The organism is Streptomyces sp. NPDC005931, assembly GCF_042871235.1.
GTDB lineage: Bacteria > Actinomycetota > Actinomycetes > Streptomycetales > Streptomycetaceae > Streptomyces.
Genome location: NZ_JBIAIG010000029.1, coordinates 16,027 through 29,539, shown reverse-complemented (window position 1 = coordinate 29,539; position 13,513 = coordinate 16,027). Strand labels below are relative to the sequence as shown.

16 protein-coding genes are annotated in these 13,513 nt (G+C 70.9%); 5 read left to right on the top strand and 11 right to left on the bottom strand.

Annotation, left to right across the window (positions count from 1 at the left end; translation table 11 throughout):
- Positions 1-1,394 (bottom strand): condensation domain-containing protein (locus ACFYOV_RS33140; protein WP_389094245.1); only part of this gene is annotated, 1,394 nt, incomplete at its 3' end.
- A 643-nt stretch (positions 1,395-2,037) separates the two neighbouring features.
- Between ACFYOV_RS33140 and ACFYOV_RS33135 the strand changes: the two genes are divergently transcribed.
- Genes ACFYOV_RS33135 through ACFYOV_RS33115 form a run of 5 tightly spaced genes read left to right on the top strand, consistent with a single transcriptional unit; the run spans position 2,038 to position 5,114 of the window.
- Positions 2,038-3,441: a class I adenylate-forming enzyme family protein gene (locus tag ACFYOV_RS33135; RefSeq protein WP_389094243.1), complete on the top strand. Its 1,404-nt coding sequence runs from the start codon at positions 2,038-2,040 to the stop codon at positions 3,439-3,441.
- Positions 3,438-3,674 carry a phosphopantetheine-binding protein gene (locus ACFYOV_RS33130; protein ID WP_389094242.1) on the top strand — a complete coding sequence of 79 codons (237 nt, stop codon included), beginning with the start codon at positions 3,438-3,440 and terminating at the stop codon, positions 3,672-3,674. Before ACFYOV_RS33135 ends, ACFYOV_RS33130 begins: the two co-directional genes overlap by 4 nt.
- 43 nt (positions 3,675-3,717) lie before the next feature.
- The gene (locus tag ACFYOV_RS33125; RefSeq protein ID WP_389094240.1) at positions 3,718-3,918 is read left to right on the top strand and encodes an MbtH family protein; all 201 of its coding nucleotides are present in this window, start codon (positions 3,718-3,720) and stop codon (positions 3,916-3,918) included.
- 9 nt (positions 3,919-3,927) lie between these two features.
- Positions 3,928-4,491, top strand: a complete 564-nt coding sequence (locus ACFYOV_RS33120) for a hypothetical protein (RefSeq protein WP_389094238.1) — start codon at positions 3,928-3,930, stop codon at positions 4,489-4,491.
- The gene (locus tag ACFYOV_RS33115; protein WP_389094236.1) at positions 4,488-5,114 is read left to right on the top strand and encodes a DUF6875 domain-containing protein; all 627 of its coding nucleotides are present in this window, start codon (positions 4,488-4,490) and stop codon (positions 5,112-5,114) included. Before ACFYOV_RS33120 ends, ACFYOV_RS33115 begins: the two co-directional genes overlap by 4 nt.
- A 197-nt stretch (positions 5,115-5,311) precedes the next feature.
- Here the strand turns inward: ACFYOV_RS33115 and ACFYOV_RS33110 are convergent, their stop codons facing one another.
- The 10 genes from ACFYOV_RS33110 to ACFYOV_RS33065 all read right to left on the bottom strand — a co-directional run bounded on the left by ACFYOV_RS33110 (position 5,312) and on the right by ACFYOV_RS33065 (position 13,451).
- Entirely contained in the window at positions 5,312-5,854 is a 543-nt protein-coding gene (locus ACFYOV_RS33110) for a GNAT family N-acetyltransferase (RefSeq protein ID WP_389094234.1), read from the bottom strand.
- Positions 5,851-6,399 carry a helix-turn-helix domain-containing protein gene (locus ACFYOV_RS33105; RefSeq protein ID WP_389094250.1) on the bottom strand — a complete coding sequence of 183 codons (549 nt, stop codon included), beginning with the start codon at positions 6,397-6,399 and terminating at the stop codon, positions 5,851-5,853. Before ACFYOV_RS33105 ends, ACFYOV_RS33110 begins: the two co-directional genes overlap by 4 nt.
- An 89-nt stretch (positions 6,400-6,488) precedes the next feature.
- A complete protein-coding gene (locus tag ACFYOV_RS33100; RefSeq protein WP_389094232.1) occupies positions 6,489-7,862 on the bottom strand; it encodes a B12-binding domain-containing radical SAM protein in 1,374 nt (457 codons plus the stop codon).
- Positions 7,863-7,898: 36 nt separating this feature from the next.
- The gene (locus ACFYOV_RS33095) at positions 7,899-8,804 is read right to left on the bottom strand and encodes a LysR family transcriptional regulator (RefSeq protein ID WP_389094230.1); all 906 of its coding nucleotides are present in this window, start codon (positions 8,802-8,804) and stop codon (positions 7,899-7,901) included.
- 59 nt (positions 8,805-8,863) lie between these two features.
- Positions 8,864-10,063, bottom strand: coding sequence for a glycine C-acetyltransferase (locus tag ACFYOV_RS33090; RefSeq protein ID WP_389094228.1), 1,200 nt, complete (start codon positions 10,061-10,063; stop codon positions 8,864-8,866).
- Between the two features lie 46 nt (positions 10,064-10,109).
- Entirely contained in the window at positions 10,110-11,138 is a 1,029-nt protein-coding gene (gene tdh, locus ACFYOV_RS33085) for an L-threonine 3-dehydrogenase (RefSeq protein WP_389094226.1), read from the bottom strand.
- 183 nt (positions 11,139-11,321) lie between these two features.
- Entirely contained in the window at positions 11,322-11,897 is a 576-nt protein-coding gene (locus ACFYOV_RS33080; protein ID WP_389094224.1) for a GAF domain-containing protein, read from the bottom strand.
- 60 nt (positions 11,898-11,957) lie between these two features.
- Positions 11,958-12,665, bottom strand: a complete 708-nt coding sequence (locus ACFYOV_RS33075; protein ID WP_389094222.1) for an ATP/GTP-binding protein — start codon at positions 12,663-12,665, stop codon at positions 11,958-11,960.
- The gene (locus ACFYOV_RS33070) at positions 12,643-13,014 is read right to left on the bottom strand and encodes a DUF742 domain-containing protein (protein WP_389094248.1); all 372 of its coding nucleotides are present in this window, start codon (positions 13,012-13,014) and stop codon (positions 12,643-12,645) included. Before ACFYOV_RS33070 ends, ACFYOV_RS33075 begins: the two co-directional genes overlap by 23 nt.
- A gap of 2 nt (positions 13,015-13,016) precedes the next feature.
- On the bottom strand, positions 13,017-13,451 hold the full coding sequence (locus tag ACFYOV_RS33065; protein ID WP_389094220.1) for a roadblock/LC7 domain-containing protein: 435 nt from the start codon (positions 13,449-13,451) through the stop codon (positions 13,017-13,019).
- Between the last annotated feature and the right edge of the window lie 62 nt (positions 13,452-13,513).

The window sequence follows — 13,513 nt, the reverse complement described above, 5'->3', positions numbered from 1 at the left end:
TCGAACAGCTCCGGCAGCGTCGCCCGCGACGGCACCGCGACGGCCGGCACGGCCAACAGCGCCGCCCGCTCCTCCTCGGACAGCAGATCGATCCGTCCGATCGGCCGGTCGGGATCCGTTGCCGTGACCGCCCGCAAGGCGGTGAGCAGACGCCGATGATGAGCGGCCAGTTCGTGATCCGAACACAGCTCGGGATGGGCGTTCAGGTCGACTGTCGGCCCGGTGCCGTCGCGTCGGTCCCACACGGCGAGGGTGAGATCGCCGACCAGGCCCGAGGAGAGGTTGTGGGCGGTGGTCGGCAGACCGGCGAACGTGACCGCGTAGTCGAAGGACATGACGTTGACGACCGGGGCGTACCACGTGCCCACCCGGCCGGGCAGTTCGAGGTCACGCCGGAGGTCTTCGGCCCGGTACCGCTGGTGGCGGCCCAGTTCGAGCACGCGCTTCCCGATCTGGGCGAGGAGTTCACCGAGCGTCAGCTCCGGTCGCAGGGCGAGCCTGAGCGGGAGGACGTTGGAGGCCGTACCGGGGGTCCGCCGCTGAACCCGGTCCAGGCGTGCCGTCACCGGCAGGCCCAGGACGACGGTCGAGGCGCCGGTCATCCGGTGGACGTGCAGCGCCGCGGCGGCGATGACCAGGTGCGACCAGGGTGCCCGGGCCCGGCGGCCGGCGTCACGCAGTGCCGTGAGTTCCGCCGGCTCCAGTGCGGTGGTGTGCCGGAGGTAGCGCTCCGGGGTGGTCGACGGTCGGCCGACCATCCCGGCCGGCTCCGGGCGATCGGCGAAGTTTTCTGTCCAGTACGCCCTGTCTTGAGCCAGTTGGTCGGATGCCTGGTACTTCTGCTCGGCCGCGACCAGATCGGACAGTGAGCCGAACGGGCTCGCTCCCACCGGGCCGCCCCGGGCGAGCGCCGTGTAGACATCGGCGACCCGGCGCGTGATCAGCAACGACCCGAAGGCGTCCATCACGGCGTGGTGGTAACCCTGATACCACCAGAAGCGGTCGGCGCGCAGCTTCAGGAGCGCGTACGCGAACAGCCGGTCCTCGGCGAGGTCCATCGGCCGGGCGACCGCGGTGTCCGTCCAGTCGCGGGCGGCCCGTTCGGGATCCGGCTCCGCGCTGAGGTCGACGACGGCGAGCGACCGGTCGGGAGGCTCGTGGACGGTCTGCCGGACCTCGCCGTGTTCCTCGACGAAGCGGACGTGCAGCGCCTCGGCCTCGGCGACGACCAGGTTCAGGGCTCGTTCGAACAGCACTGGATCCACGCGTCCGTGGATCTCCAGGTACTCGCCCACCCGGAAAACCCGATTTCCTTTCCCCAGCCGCTGCTCGGCGATCCATATTTCGCGTTGCGCAGCCGTGAGGGGCAGCGTGGTGCCAGCACTGATGGACAAGTCTCCACCTCCGAAATTTCCCCCGCACGGACGGCCGGAGAGACAAGAATGAAAAACTCGCAACAGCTCGGAAAACGCGTCGGTAATTCGACCGCGCAACAGTGAAAACGGCGACCGTCGGCCTACCGGAGCGACGTGGACCGCCGTACGCATCGGAATCGGGCGCACCCGCCCGGAAACACAACCGAGGGAAACCTAACCCCGGGAGATCTGGAGGGTCAAGGAGATCAATCGGCTATGCCACGTGCATGTCCCGTGCATGTCCCGCCGGCGGGACATCGGGACCGCCCGGCGAGGCCGGCGCGTGGGCCCGGCGTCGGCCCGCGATGCACCCTGGGCGGTCAGGCAGGGCAAAGGCCCCCTGGTGTCGCTGGTGGAGGCCCACTCAACTCCCTTGGTGGCGGGGCGCGGGCGATGCCCGCCGCACCCGGGACGGGCGCCTCTCCCGCGGGCGGCACAGTGTCGGAACGCCGGTCGTCGCCGGGGCGGCCGCATTGATCGCGGGGGCCGGCCGCATTGACGGCGGGGGCCGGCCGCATTGATCGCGGGGCGCTTGCCCGCCGTTTCTCGGCAGTGTTAGCTTCGCTCTCAACAAATGCCGGATCGCACGTTTGCCGGACCTGTTCCACAAAAGGAAACCCGTATGGCAAAGACGTGGTGGGGAAGTCATCTGCTGAGCCGGGGCACGAACGACGAGGTGTGGGCCATTTCGAGCTCGCCGGTCACCCGGGGGCAGTTGCGCACGGCGGTCGCTGATCTTGAGAAGCGTTTTCGGGACCAGGGAATCGGGGAGAACAGCTCGGTTCTCCTGAGGATGAAGCCGAGTTTCACGTATCTTCAGGTGCTGCTGGCCCTGTGGAGCCGTGGGGCGCAGGTGGTTCTGGTCGACTTCCGGCTGAAACCGGCCGAGTACGAGCCGCTGGCCGAGCTGGTGCGTCCGCAGTACCTCGTCGCCGCGGCGGGCGCGGAAGGGCCGGTGGCGGGCTTCCGGCAGGAGTCCGACTTCTCCGTCCGGCCGCTGCCAAACGGCCGGCCCGCCCTCGACGGCATACGCCTGGTGCAGTTCAGTTCGGGCTCGACGGGCCGGCCCAAGGTGATCGGCCGCCCGGCCGACTCCGTACTGGCCGAACTCGACCGGCACGCCGCGCTTCCCGGAATCCCCGGCAGGGGCGACCGGCTGATGCTGCTGAACTCGGTCATGCACAACATGGGTCTGGTCAGCGGCGTCCTGCACGCCCTCGCGTCCGGGGCGACACTGGTCGTCCCGCCCACGCTGCGCCCGGCCGAGGTCGTACGGCTCATGGCATCCACCGAGACGTCCGCCGTGTACGGAACGCCCGTCCACTACGACCTGCTGTCCCGCATCGGCGACCGGCCCGAAGTGCCCGCGCTGCGGCTCGCGGTGTCCGGCGGCGAACGGGTGCCGCAGGAGACGTACGAGCGGTTCCGCGCGTGCTTCGGCCTGCCGATCAGCCCGGTCTACGGCCTGACCGAGATCGGTCTGATCGCCGGTGACCTGTCCGGCGCGTCCGTCCCTCCGCAGGTGGGACTCCCGGTGCCGGGGGCCGAGGTGAAGGTCGTCGACGAGGAGCTGTACGTACGGATGGACCGATCGCCGTACCTGTACGGCGAGCACGCCGACCGTTTCGCGGGCGGCTGGCTGCGGACGTACGACCGGGTCCGGCAGGATCCGGCGACCGGGGTCCTGAGCATGCTCGGCCGGGCCGATTCGCTGACCGTGGTCGGCGGGCTGAAGGTCGACCTCACGGAAGTGGAGAACGTCCTGCTGGCCCATGCCCGGGTGACGGAGGCCGTGGTGACGCACGGAGAGGCCATCGAGGCGTTCGTGGGCGCCGAACAGACCGTCGACGCGGACGAGCTGACGGTCTGGTGCCGGGAACGGCTGAGCCCCGTCAAGGTCCCCAAGCGGTTCCACATCACGCGACTGCTGCCACGGAACTCGATGGGGAAGCTGGTCCGCGACCGTGCACTGATGCACGGACGCGTCATGTCGGAATCGCCTTCGCGGGCACAGGGGGACCGGTGATCTCGAAAGACGACATCAGAACGATACTGGCCGAGAACGCGGGACTCGGGCCGCCCGCGGAGCTGACGGACGACGCCGAGCTGGTGATCGACTCGTTCACCCTGGTCGTCCTCCAGCACGCCCTGGAGGAGCGGCACGGCGTGGTCATAGACCCGCAGTTCGAGGACATGGCGCTCTTCACCTCGATCGACGGCATCCACACGTACGTGAACGGTGTGCTGCGAGTGCAGTGACGCACCTTCTCCCCCACCCGACCTCTTCGCGCAGGGAGCCATGATGAGCAACCCCTTCGAGAACCCCGACGGCACCTTCCTGGTGCTCGTCAACGACGAGGGCCAGCACTCGCTGTGGCCCTCGTTCGCCGAGGTGCCCGCGGGCTGGACGGTCGCGCTCGGTGAGAGCGACCGTCGAACCTGCCTCGCCTACGTCGAGGAGCACTGGACCGACATGCGTCCGCTGAGCCTCGTGCGCCGATAGGAGACCTCGATGGACGACGCCGCATTCCAGCAGCTGCTGTTGCGTGAGGAGGACCTGGAGGAGTCGTTCTTCGGCGAGGAGCCGAGCGCCGCCTACGATCCCGCCTTCGTCTCCGGCGACGAGTCGGGACGGGTCATCGTCGACCTGACCAACATGCTCACGCACGGCACGCACCCCGACACGACGCACCACGCCTCCGCGCTGTTCACGAACATCGTGGGGTCGGTGGTCTTCCACCATGTCGCTCAGTTCGGCAACGGGGCCTGCCGGCAGGTCTACCAGGAGCTCTTCGACGCGGTGCACGCGTGCGCGCAGTACCGGATGGAACTGAACGACGGCGTACGGCTCGACATCACGAGGGTGGACCTGGTGCCCGTCGACCTGGGGGACGGCGGTTTTCTGGTGCGCTGGCTCTCCTGCGTCGACCATTTCCGTATCCAGACCGCCTGGGTGATCGTCGCGCAGGACGACATCCTCACCTTTGTCAACGCCCGTGTCCCGGACGAGTCGGAGATCCACCGGCTCGCACGCATCGCCGTCGACCGCATCGCCGATCTCACGGGTGCGTCATGACGTCCACGGTCCCCTCGGTCGACCTCGCGTCCACGCTGGAGACGGTCAACGCCTGGCTGACCGAGTACATCTCCGCGAGCCATCCGGAGATCGGCCGTTCGGGGCCCATCTGTCCCTTCGTGGCTCCCTCCCGCAAGAACCGGACGATGGAGATCCGCCTGCGGCTGGTCGGCCCCGCGCCGACCCTCGAGTTGATCGAGGAGATGGCCCACAGCAGCCTGCGGGAGTACGAGCTGACGAACTGGCAGGGCAGGAACCCCATGCTCCAGGCCATGGTGGTCGCACTTCCCGATCTGCGCAGCGAGGACACCGGACTGCTCGACCAGGCCCATGCCCGGGTGAAGGACGTCTTCGTGGCGCGGGGTCTCATGATCGGCCAGTTCCACGAGAACTGCGAGGTGACGGCGGCACGCAACCCCCGCTTCGCGGTGAGCAGGGCACCGATCCCCCTTCTCGCCATCCGCGCCATCGCCCTGCACGACGTCTTCTTCCTGTCCGACCGGCCGCACTGGTTCCGGCAGTACCGGGAGAAGTTCGGCAAGTTCTTCGGTCCGGGGTCGACGGTGATGGACCCGCTGCTGGTGGCGCGTTACCAGGAGGCCGAGCGGGCTTTCGGTGATTGACGGCGACGGCATACACCCCGCCGTGCCCGGCATCGTCCACCTGCACCACCGCATCGTCGCCGGGTGACGCAGCCCTTGGCTCTGCAGCCGCAGTCGCCGGGCGTCCGGCCCGGCAGACACCGTTGCCCGTCGGGCGACGGGCAGACACCGTCGCCCGTCGGGAGTCCGGCGGACACCGTCGCCGTTGCCACGGGCACTCACCCGGCGGCGGGGGTGCCCCCGGCCGCCAGGCGCTTGTAGTAGATCGTCGTGGGTCGCAGCACCCCGGTCGGGTCCGCCGCGTAGTCGGGGATCGAACCGACCGGGGTCCAGCCGGCCGAGCGGTAGAGGCGCTCGGCGGGACTGCCGGTCTCGGTGTCCAGGTGCAGCAGGGTGATGCCCCGCGCGGCCGCGGCCTCCTCCGCGGTGGCCAGCAGCGCGCGGCCGAGCCCCCGGCCGCGCGCCGCGCGGCACACCATCAGCTTCACCAGCTCCGCGCGGTGGCCGCTGTTGGGCTTGTCGGGCAGGGCGAGGCTCACGGTGCCCAGCACCCTGCCCCGCTCCCCGCGCGCCACCCACACGGCGAGCCGTCCGGCGGCGACGGTCTCGGCCCGTTGCGTCCACCAGGCGACGGCCGCCGCCCGGTCGAGCGGGGCGAGGAAGCCGACGGAGGAGCCGCCGTCCACGGTGTCGGCGAGCAGGTCGGCCAGGTCCTGAGCGGCGTCCAGCAGGTGTGCCGGGTCCAGGCGGCTCACGGTCACGGGCCCACCACCACCAGCGCGTACCGCGCGTCCTCGGGACCGGCGCAGCGGAACCGGGTCGGCCCCCACACCCGCAGCCGCAGGCAGTCACCCGCGCCGAGGTGGTGCTCGGTCTCCTGCGCCGTGACGCCGAGGGTGCCCTGCAGGACCCAGATGTGCTGCTCCAGGCCGGGCACGGGCGGACGGTCGTAGGCGATGTCGGCGCCCGCGGCGAGTCGCCCCTCGACGAGTTCGCCGCGCAGTCCCCCGTGCGGCGGGGAGACGGAGCGGCGGACGAAGCCGGAGGCCCGGTCCTGCCACACCGGCTGGTCGGCGGCCCGCACCAGCGGCGCGGGCTCCGCCTCCACCTCACTGAGGAGCTGGGACATGGTCCGTCCGTACACCGAGCACAGGCGGTTGAGGAGGGAGGCGGTGGGGCTGGTCTCCGCCCGCTCGGCACGGGAGAGCGTGGACCTGCTGATGCCCGTGCGGTCCGCCAGCTCGCCCAGGGACCAGCCGTGCTGCGCCCTGAGTTCGGCCAGCCGGGCCCCGAGCCGGGTGTCCATGGGGTCCGGGTGCGGGTCCGTCCCGGTGTCATCTCGTCTCACATGCGGGACGATATCCCATATTGGAGACGTCGACGTCATGAACCCGGTCAGTCCCGGCCGCCGAACGCCGCGAGCGTCCGCTCGAGCACCGGCAGTGCGCGCACCACCCGTCTGGAGCGGATCAGCAGGTCCCACGCGGGCTCGAACTTCTTCCAGCCGCCCGCGTACGCGAGGTGCCGCATCCGCTCGGGCCGACCGGGCTGGGCGGCCGCGCCGCGCCAGATGTTCGGCCAGCGGTAGAAGTCCCGGTAGGCCCGCCAGTAGCCGTCCTCCAGCTGACGGGCCGTCATCCCCTTGGGTCTGAAGACGACGTGACGGGTGTCGTAGAGGTCCCAGTCCCGGTGCACGATCCGGTCCTCCGCCGCGAGCTGCTTCCACAGCCCCGTCGACGGATACGGGGTCATGATGTGGAACGTCGCCGTCTCGATGCCCTGCTCGACGGCCCACTCCACGGTGCGGTCGAAGACGTCGGGGCCGTCCTGGTCGAGGCCGAAGACGAAGCTGGCGTTGACCATGACCCCGGCGTCGTGCAACCGCCGTACGGCCGCCGCGTAGTCCGCGCCCACGTTCTGGTTCTTGCGGCGCTCGGCGAGGTTGGCGTCGTTCACCGTTTCGAAACCGACGAAGAGGCTCCGCAGACCGGCCTCCACCGCGCGCTCCAGCAGGCCCGGCCTCATGACCGAGTCGACGGTGGCCGCCGCCTGCCACAGCCGGCCGCTCCCGGCCATGCCGTCGAACAGTGCCTCGGCGAAGCGCCGGTTGCCGAAGAGGTGGTCGTCGAGGAAGTAGAGGTGGCGGCCGGGCAGGCGGTCGATCTCGGCCAGGGCGTCGTCGACGGTCTGGGTGTAGAAGGACCTGCCGCCCTCGAAGAAGGCGTCCTTGTAGCAGAAGTCGCAGTGGTGCGGGCAGCCTCGCGACACCACGAGCGAGTTGGGGACCAGGTACAGGTGACGCTTGATCAGGTCGCGGCGCACCGGGGGCAGTCCGGTCAGGGTACGGCCCGTGGAGTCGTAGCGGCGGGCGGGGACGCCGTCGCGGAAGTCCTTCAGGAACAGCGGCCAGGTGTCCTCGCCGGGCCCGGTGAAGACCGTGTCGGCGTGCTCCGCCGCCTCCTCCGGCAGGGAGGTGACGTGCAGCCCGCCCATCGCCACGTGCACACCCCGGGCACGGAAGTGGTCGGCCAGCTCGTAACTGCGTCGGGCGGAGGTGATGTACGGCTGGATCACCAGGAGGTCGGGGGTGCCGAGGGCCTCCGGGTCGACGCGCTCGACGTGTTCGTCGTACAGCGTGACCTCGTCGTCGGGGTCCAGGTGTCCGGCCAGCGTCGCCAGGCCGAGGGGCGGGAAGAGCGAGTACTTGATGGGCCGGAACAGCGGGCCGGTCGCCTCGGTCAGGGCCGGGAGGATCATCGTCACACGCATGACACCCCAGACTGTGCCCGGACGGGGGCCGGTTCCCTACGCCTCCCCGGCAGCCTCGCTCAGCGCGTCCAGCACCGGACGGATCAGCGGGTGCTCCTCGGCGCCCCGGCGCACGGCCGCGAAGACCCGGCGGGTCGGCGCCACCCCGTCGACCGGGCGGACCACCACGCCCGTGAGGTCCATGCCGCGCAGCGCCGAGCGCGGCACCAGGGCGACGCCCACGTCCGCCGAGGCGAGGGCCACCACCGCGCGGAAGTCGTCCGAGGAGTGCTCCAGACGGGGCTGGAACCCGGCGTTCTCGCAGGCCAGGACCACCACGTCATGGCAGGGATTGCCGGGGTAGGGGCCGATCCAGCAGTCTTTTGCCAGCTCACCCAGCGGCACCTCGGGCAGGTCGGCCAGCCGGTGGGTGACCGGGACGACCGCGTCGAAGGGCTCGGCGTACAGCGGTACGTGGGCCAGCCGGGGGTCGTCGGCGGGCGGCGCCCCGCGGTATTCGACCGCCACGGCGACGTCGACCTGCCGGTCCAGCACCATGGGCAGGCTCGCGTCGCCCTCGGCGTCCTGGACGCGGATGCGGATGCCGGGCGCGGACTCGGCGAGCCGGGCCACCGCGGGGGCGACGACCTGGGCGATACCGGTCGCGAAGGACGCCACGGTGACGGTGCCGGCCGCGCCCGAGCCGTAGGCGGCGAGCTCGGCCGCGGCGCGCTCCAGCTGGGCGAGGACCGCGTTGGTGTGGCTGAGCAGGATCTCGCCGGCCGGGGTCAGCCGTACACCCTTGGCGCCGCGCTCGACCAGCCGGTGACCCGTCTCCTGCTCCAGCGCGGTGAGCTGCTGGGACACGGCCGAAGGGGTGAGATACAAAGCGGCGGCAGCCGCCGTGACCGTGCGGTGGTCGGCCACCGCACGGAGGATGTGGAGCCGCCGTGCCTCGATCATGAGATCGATTGTCTCAAACGATGCGGTCCGCTCCCGTCGGGCGACGAAGTCCGCCCGCGTCAGGCGTCCAGCTCCGCCCGCGCGGCCACGAAGGCGTCCACAGCGCGGTTCACGTCCTCGGTGGAGTGCGCGGCCGACAGCTGGACGCGGATACGGGCCTGCCCCTGCGGCACCACCGGATAGGAGAAGCCGATCACGTAGACACCGCGCTCCAGCAGCAGCTCCGCCATGCGCCCGGCGCGGGCCGCGTCTCCGATCATCACCGGGGCGATGGCGTGGTCGCCGGGCAGGATGTCGAAGCCCTCCCCGGTCATGCGGCGCCGGAACAGGGCAGTGTTCTCCGCGAGCCGCACCCGCAGGTCGTCGGCGGACTCCAGCAGGTCGAGGACCTTCAGGGAGGCGGCGGCGATCACCGGGGCCAGCGTGTTGGAGAACAGGTACGGGCGGGAGCGCTGGCGCAGCAGGGCGACGATCTCCGCGCGCGCGGCGACATAGCCGCCGGAGGCGCCGCCGAGCGCCTTGCCGAGGGTGCCGGTGATGATGTCGACACGGTCCATGACGCCGTGCAGCTCGGGGGTGCCGCGACCGCCGGGGCCGACGAAGCCGACGGCGTGCGAGTCGTCGACCATGACCATGGCGTCGTGCCGGTCGGCGAGGTCGCAGATCTCACGCAGCGGGGCCACGTAGCCGTCCATGGAGAAGACGCCGTCGGTGACGATCAGCTTGCGGCGCGCACCGCCCTCGGTGGCCTCCTTCAACTGCCGCTCCAGGTCCGCGAGGTCGCGGTTGGCGTAACGGAAGCGGCGGGCCTTGGACAGCCGGATGCCGTCGATGATCGACGCGTGGTTCAGGGCGTCCGAGATCACCGCGTCCTCCGGCCCGAGCAGCGTCTCGAAGACGCCGCCGTTGGCGTCGAAGCAGGAGGAGTACAGGATCGTGTCCTCCTGGCCGAGGAACGCCGAGAGGCGCGCCTCGAGCTCCTTGTGCACCTCCTGGGTGCCGCAGATGAAGCGCACGGACGCCATGCCGTAGCCCCAGCGGTCCAGTGCCTCGTGGGCGGCGGCGATCACCTCGGGGTGGTCGGCGAGCCCCAGGTAGTTGTTGGCGCAGAAGTTCAGCACCTCGCCGGGGCGGCCGCCGGCGGTGACGTTGACGGTGGCGGACTGCGGCGTGCCGATGACGCGCTCGGGCTTGTGCAGACCGGCGGCGCGGATCTCATCGAGGGCGGCACGCAGGTCGTCGCGCACGGAGTCGAACATGGAGGGCTCCTGAAAGTGCTTGCGGGTGAGGGGGGGGAGCAGGTGGTCAGGCGGTCCAGTCGAGGATGATCTTGCCGCCGCGGCCGCTCGCCGCGTCCTCGAACGCCGCCTCGAAGTCGCGGTAGCCGTAACGGCCGGTGATCACGGGGCCGAGGTCCAGGCCGCCCTCGAGCAGGACCGACATGGCGTACCAGGTCTCGAACATCTCCCGGCCGTAGATCCCCTTGATGGTGATCATCGAGGTGACGACCCGGGCCCAGTCGACCGGGAACTCCTCGGCCGGCAGACCGAGCATGGCGATACGGCCGCCGTGCGTCATGTTGGCAATCATGTCCCGCATGGCCTCGGGGCGGCCGGACATCTCCAGGCCGATGTCGAAGCCCTCACGCAGACCGAGGGTCTGCTGGCCGTCGGCGATGGTCGACTCGGCGACGTTCAGCGCGAGACTCACGCCGATCTTGCGGGCGAGTTCCAGGCGCTCCTCGCTGACGTCGGTGATCATGACGTGCCGCGCACCGGCGTGCCGGGCCACGGCGGCGGCCATCAGGCCGATCGGGCCCGCCCCGGTGATCAGGACGTCCTCGCCGACCAGCGGGAACGACAGGGCGGTGTGCACGGCGTTGCCGAACGGGTCGAAGATCGCGGCGACATCGAGGTCGACGGGGACGCGGTGCACCCAGACGTTGGTGGCGGGCAGCGTCACGTACTCGGCGAACGCGCCGTCGCGCCCGACCCCGAGCCCGACCGTGGCCCGGCACAGGTGACGGCGTCCGGCCAGGCAGTTGCGGCACTTGCCGCACACCAGGTGGCCCTCGCCGCTGACCCGGTCACCGGTCTTGACGTCGGTGACGTCCCGCCCGGTCTCGACGACCTCGCCGACGAACTCGTGCCCGAGGACCAGCGGGGTGGTGATCGTCTGTTGCGCCCAGCCGTCCCAGGACCGGATGTGCAGGTCGGTGCCGCAGATACCGGTGCGCAGCACCTTGATCAGCACGTCGCCGGGTCCGACGGCGGGCTCCGGGACGTCCGCGAGCCACAGCCCGGGCTCCGCCTTCTGCTTGACCAGCGCCTTCAACGCTACGGCTCCTGTGGGTGAGTCCCGGCTCCGGGCATGCCGAAGACGCCCCTGACCGGGAAGAGGAGTGGAATCGCACTGCAATCTGCCGTACAACACCCTCACCGGTCCATCGAGGTTTTCTTAAGCGCGGCCACAGCTTTCCTTCACGCCGTCACCCGTACGGGGCCACGGCGACGGGACTCACCACGGCAGCCCGTCGCGCTCCCGGCGCTCGAGCCGTACGGCGAGATCCGCGGCCCGGTCCTTGATGGCGGCGAGACCGGGCAGGCCCCAGGCGCGCGGCTGGACGTCGCAGACGGAGACGGTGCCCAGCACCATGCCGGCGCTGTCGATGAGCGGCGCCCCGAGATAGGAGCGGACGCCGAACTCGTCCACCACCGGATTGCCCGCGAACCGCGGGTAGTCGCTCACGTCCTCGAGCACCAGGGCCTTGCGCCGGGCCACCACATGGGGGCAGAAACCATGGTCGCGGGGCAGCACCCGGCCCAGACGCACACTCGTCCCGTCGCCACGCACCACCGGGGCGACGGCCGGGACGTGCAGGCCCGCGAAGAACTGTCCCTGCTCGCCGAGGAAGTTGACCATGGCGTACGGGGCCCCGGTGAGCTCGGCGAGGCCGTACGCGAAGGTGTCGAGCGCGGGCTCGGGGTGCGCCCCCAGTCCCATGCGGCGCAACCGCGCGGTGCGGGCGGGGGCCTCCTTGTCCTCGGGGGTGAGCAGCAGACGACCGGCCGGGCGGGGCGGGTCGTAGCTCATGGGCGGGCTCCCGCCCTGGGGACGAACGTCATGTACGGGCTCCGTGGGAGTGTGCGGGGATCACATGTGGGCGCCATACCCGCTGGCGGTGGCCGGGGCATGGGCGAGGAGATGGCGGACGAGGATCAGCAGGGTCTGGATGCCGGAGCTGGAGATCCGGGCGTCGCAGCGGACGACGGGGATCCCGTCCGGGAGGTCGAGGGCGCCGCGCACCTCCGCGGGGTCGTAGCGGAAGGCGCCGTCGAACTCGTTGACGGCGACGACGAAGCCGAGGCCGCGTTGTTCGAAGAAGTCGACGGCGGCGAAGCACTCCTCCAGGCGGCGGGTGTCGGCGAGGACGACGGCACCGAGGGCACCCTCGCACAGTTCGTCCCACATGAACCAGAAGCGTTCCTGGCCAGGGGTGCCGAACAGGTACAGCACATGCCGCGGGTCGAGGGTGATGCGGCCGAAGTCCATGGCCACGGTCGTCTCGACCTTGTTCTCGATCCCCTCGAGGCTGTCGGTGGCGGCACTGACCGTGGTGAGCAGTTCCTCCGTGCTGAGCGGTGCGATCTCGCTGACGGCACCGACGAAGGTCGTCTTGCCCACGCCGAAGCCGCCTGCAACGAGGATCTTGAGCGCGGTCGGGAACGGGTCCGCGCCGTGCGCCGTGCCCGGACCTGGGCCGTGGTGGGCGTTGTGGTGGCCCGGGTCGTGGCGGGCACCGAGGTGGCCGGGGCCGTGGCGGGCGGGGTCGCCGTGGTCAGAGCTGGCGTCGTAGTCCATCGAGCACTGCCTCCAGAAGGGCCCGGTCCGTGGGGCTGTGGTGGAACGCGGGGGGCTTGGTGGTCAGCGCCCCGCAGTCGACGAGGTCGGCCAGCAGCACCTTGGTGACGGCCACCGGCAGGGTGAGGTGGGCGGCCACCTCGGCGACCGGGACGGGGGCGCGGCACAGGTCGAGCGCCTGTGCGTGCTCGGGCCCCAGATAGCCGAGCGCGGTGGCCCCGGTGGACATCACCTGCGACATGAGGTCGAGCGCGACGGTGGGGCGAGTGCGGCCGTTGCTGACGGTGAACGGCCGCACCAGCCGCCCGGCCGCGTCGTCGAGCCATGGCCCGTCGCCGGCCGCCGTCACGTTCAAGGCCTCATCGCCGGGGGTTCGACGGTGTGCTGCCGGGGCGCGGTCATCAGATACGGCCGTACGCTCTTGACCAGCATCGCCATCTCGTAGCCGAGCACCGCGGCGTCGGCCTCGCGCCCGGCCAGGACGGCTAGGCAGGTGCCGGAACCGGCGGTGGTGACGAACAGCAGGTTCGCGTCCAGTTCGACGACGACCTGCCGGACCTCGCCGCCGTCCCCGAACCGGATGCCGGCGCTGCGCCCGAGGGAGTAGAGGCCGGAGGCCAGGGCGGCCATGTGGTCGGCGCTGTCCGGGTCGAGGCCGTGCACGGACTTCACCAGCCCGTCGCAGGACAGCAGTACGGCGCTGGTGGTGTGCGGTACGCGTTGCACGAGGCCGCTCATCAGCCAGTCCAGGTCGGATACATGGGCGGTCGGCGCATCGCTCGCCATGGCGGATCGACTCCTTGGGGTACGAAGGTCTGCGGCGCTGGGGGTGGGGGCATGGAGAACGG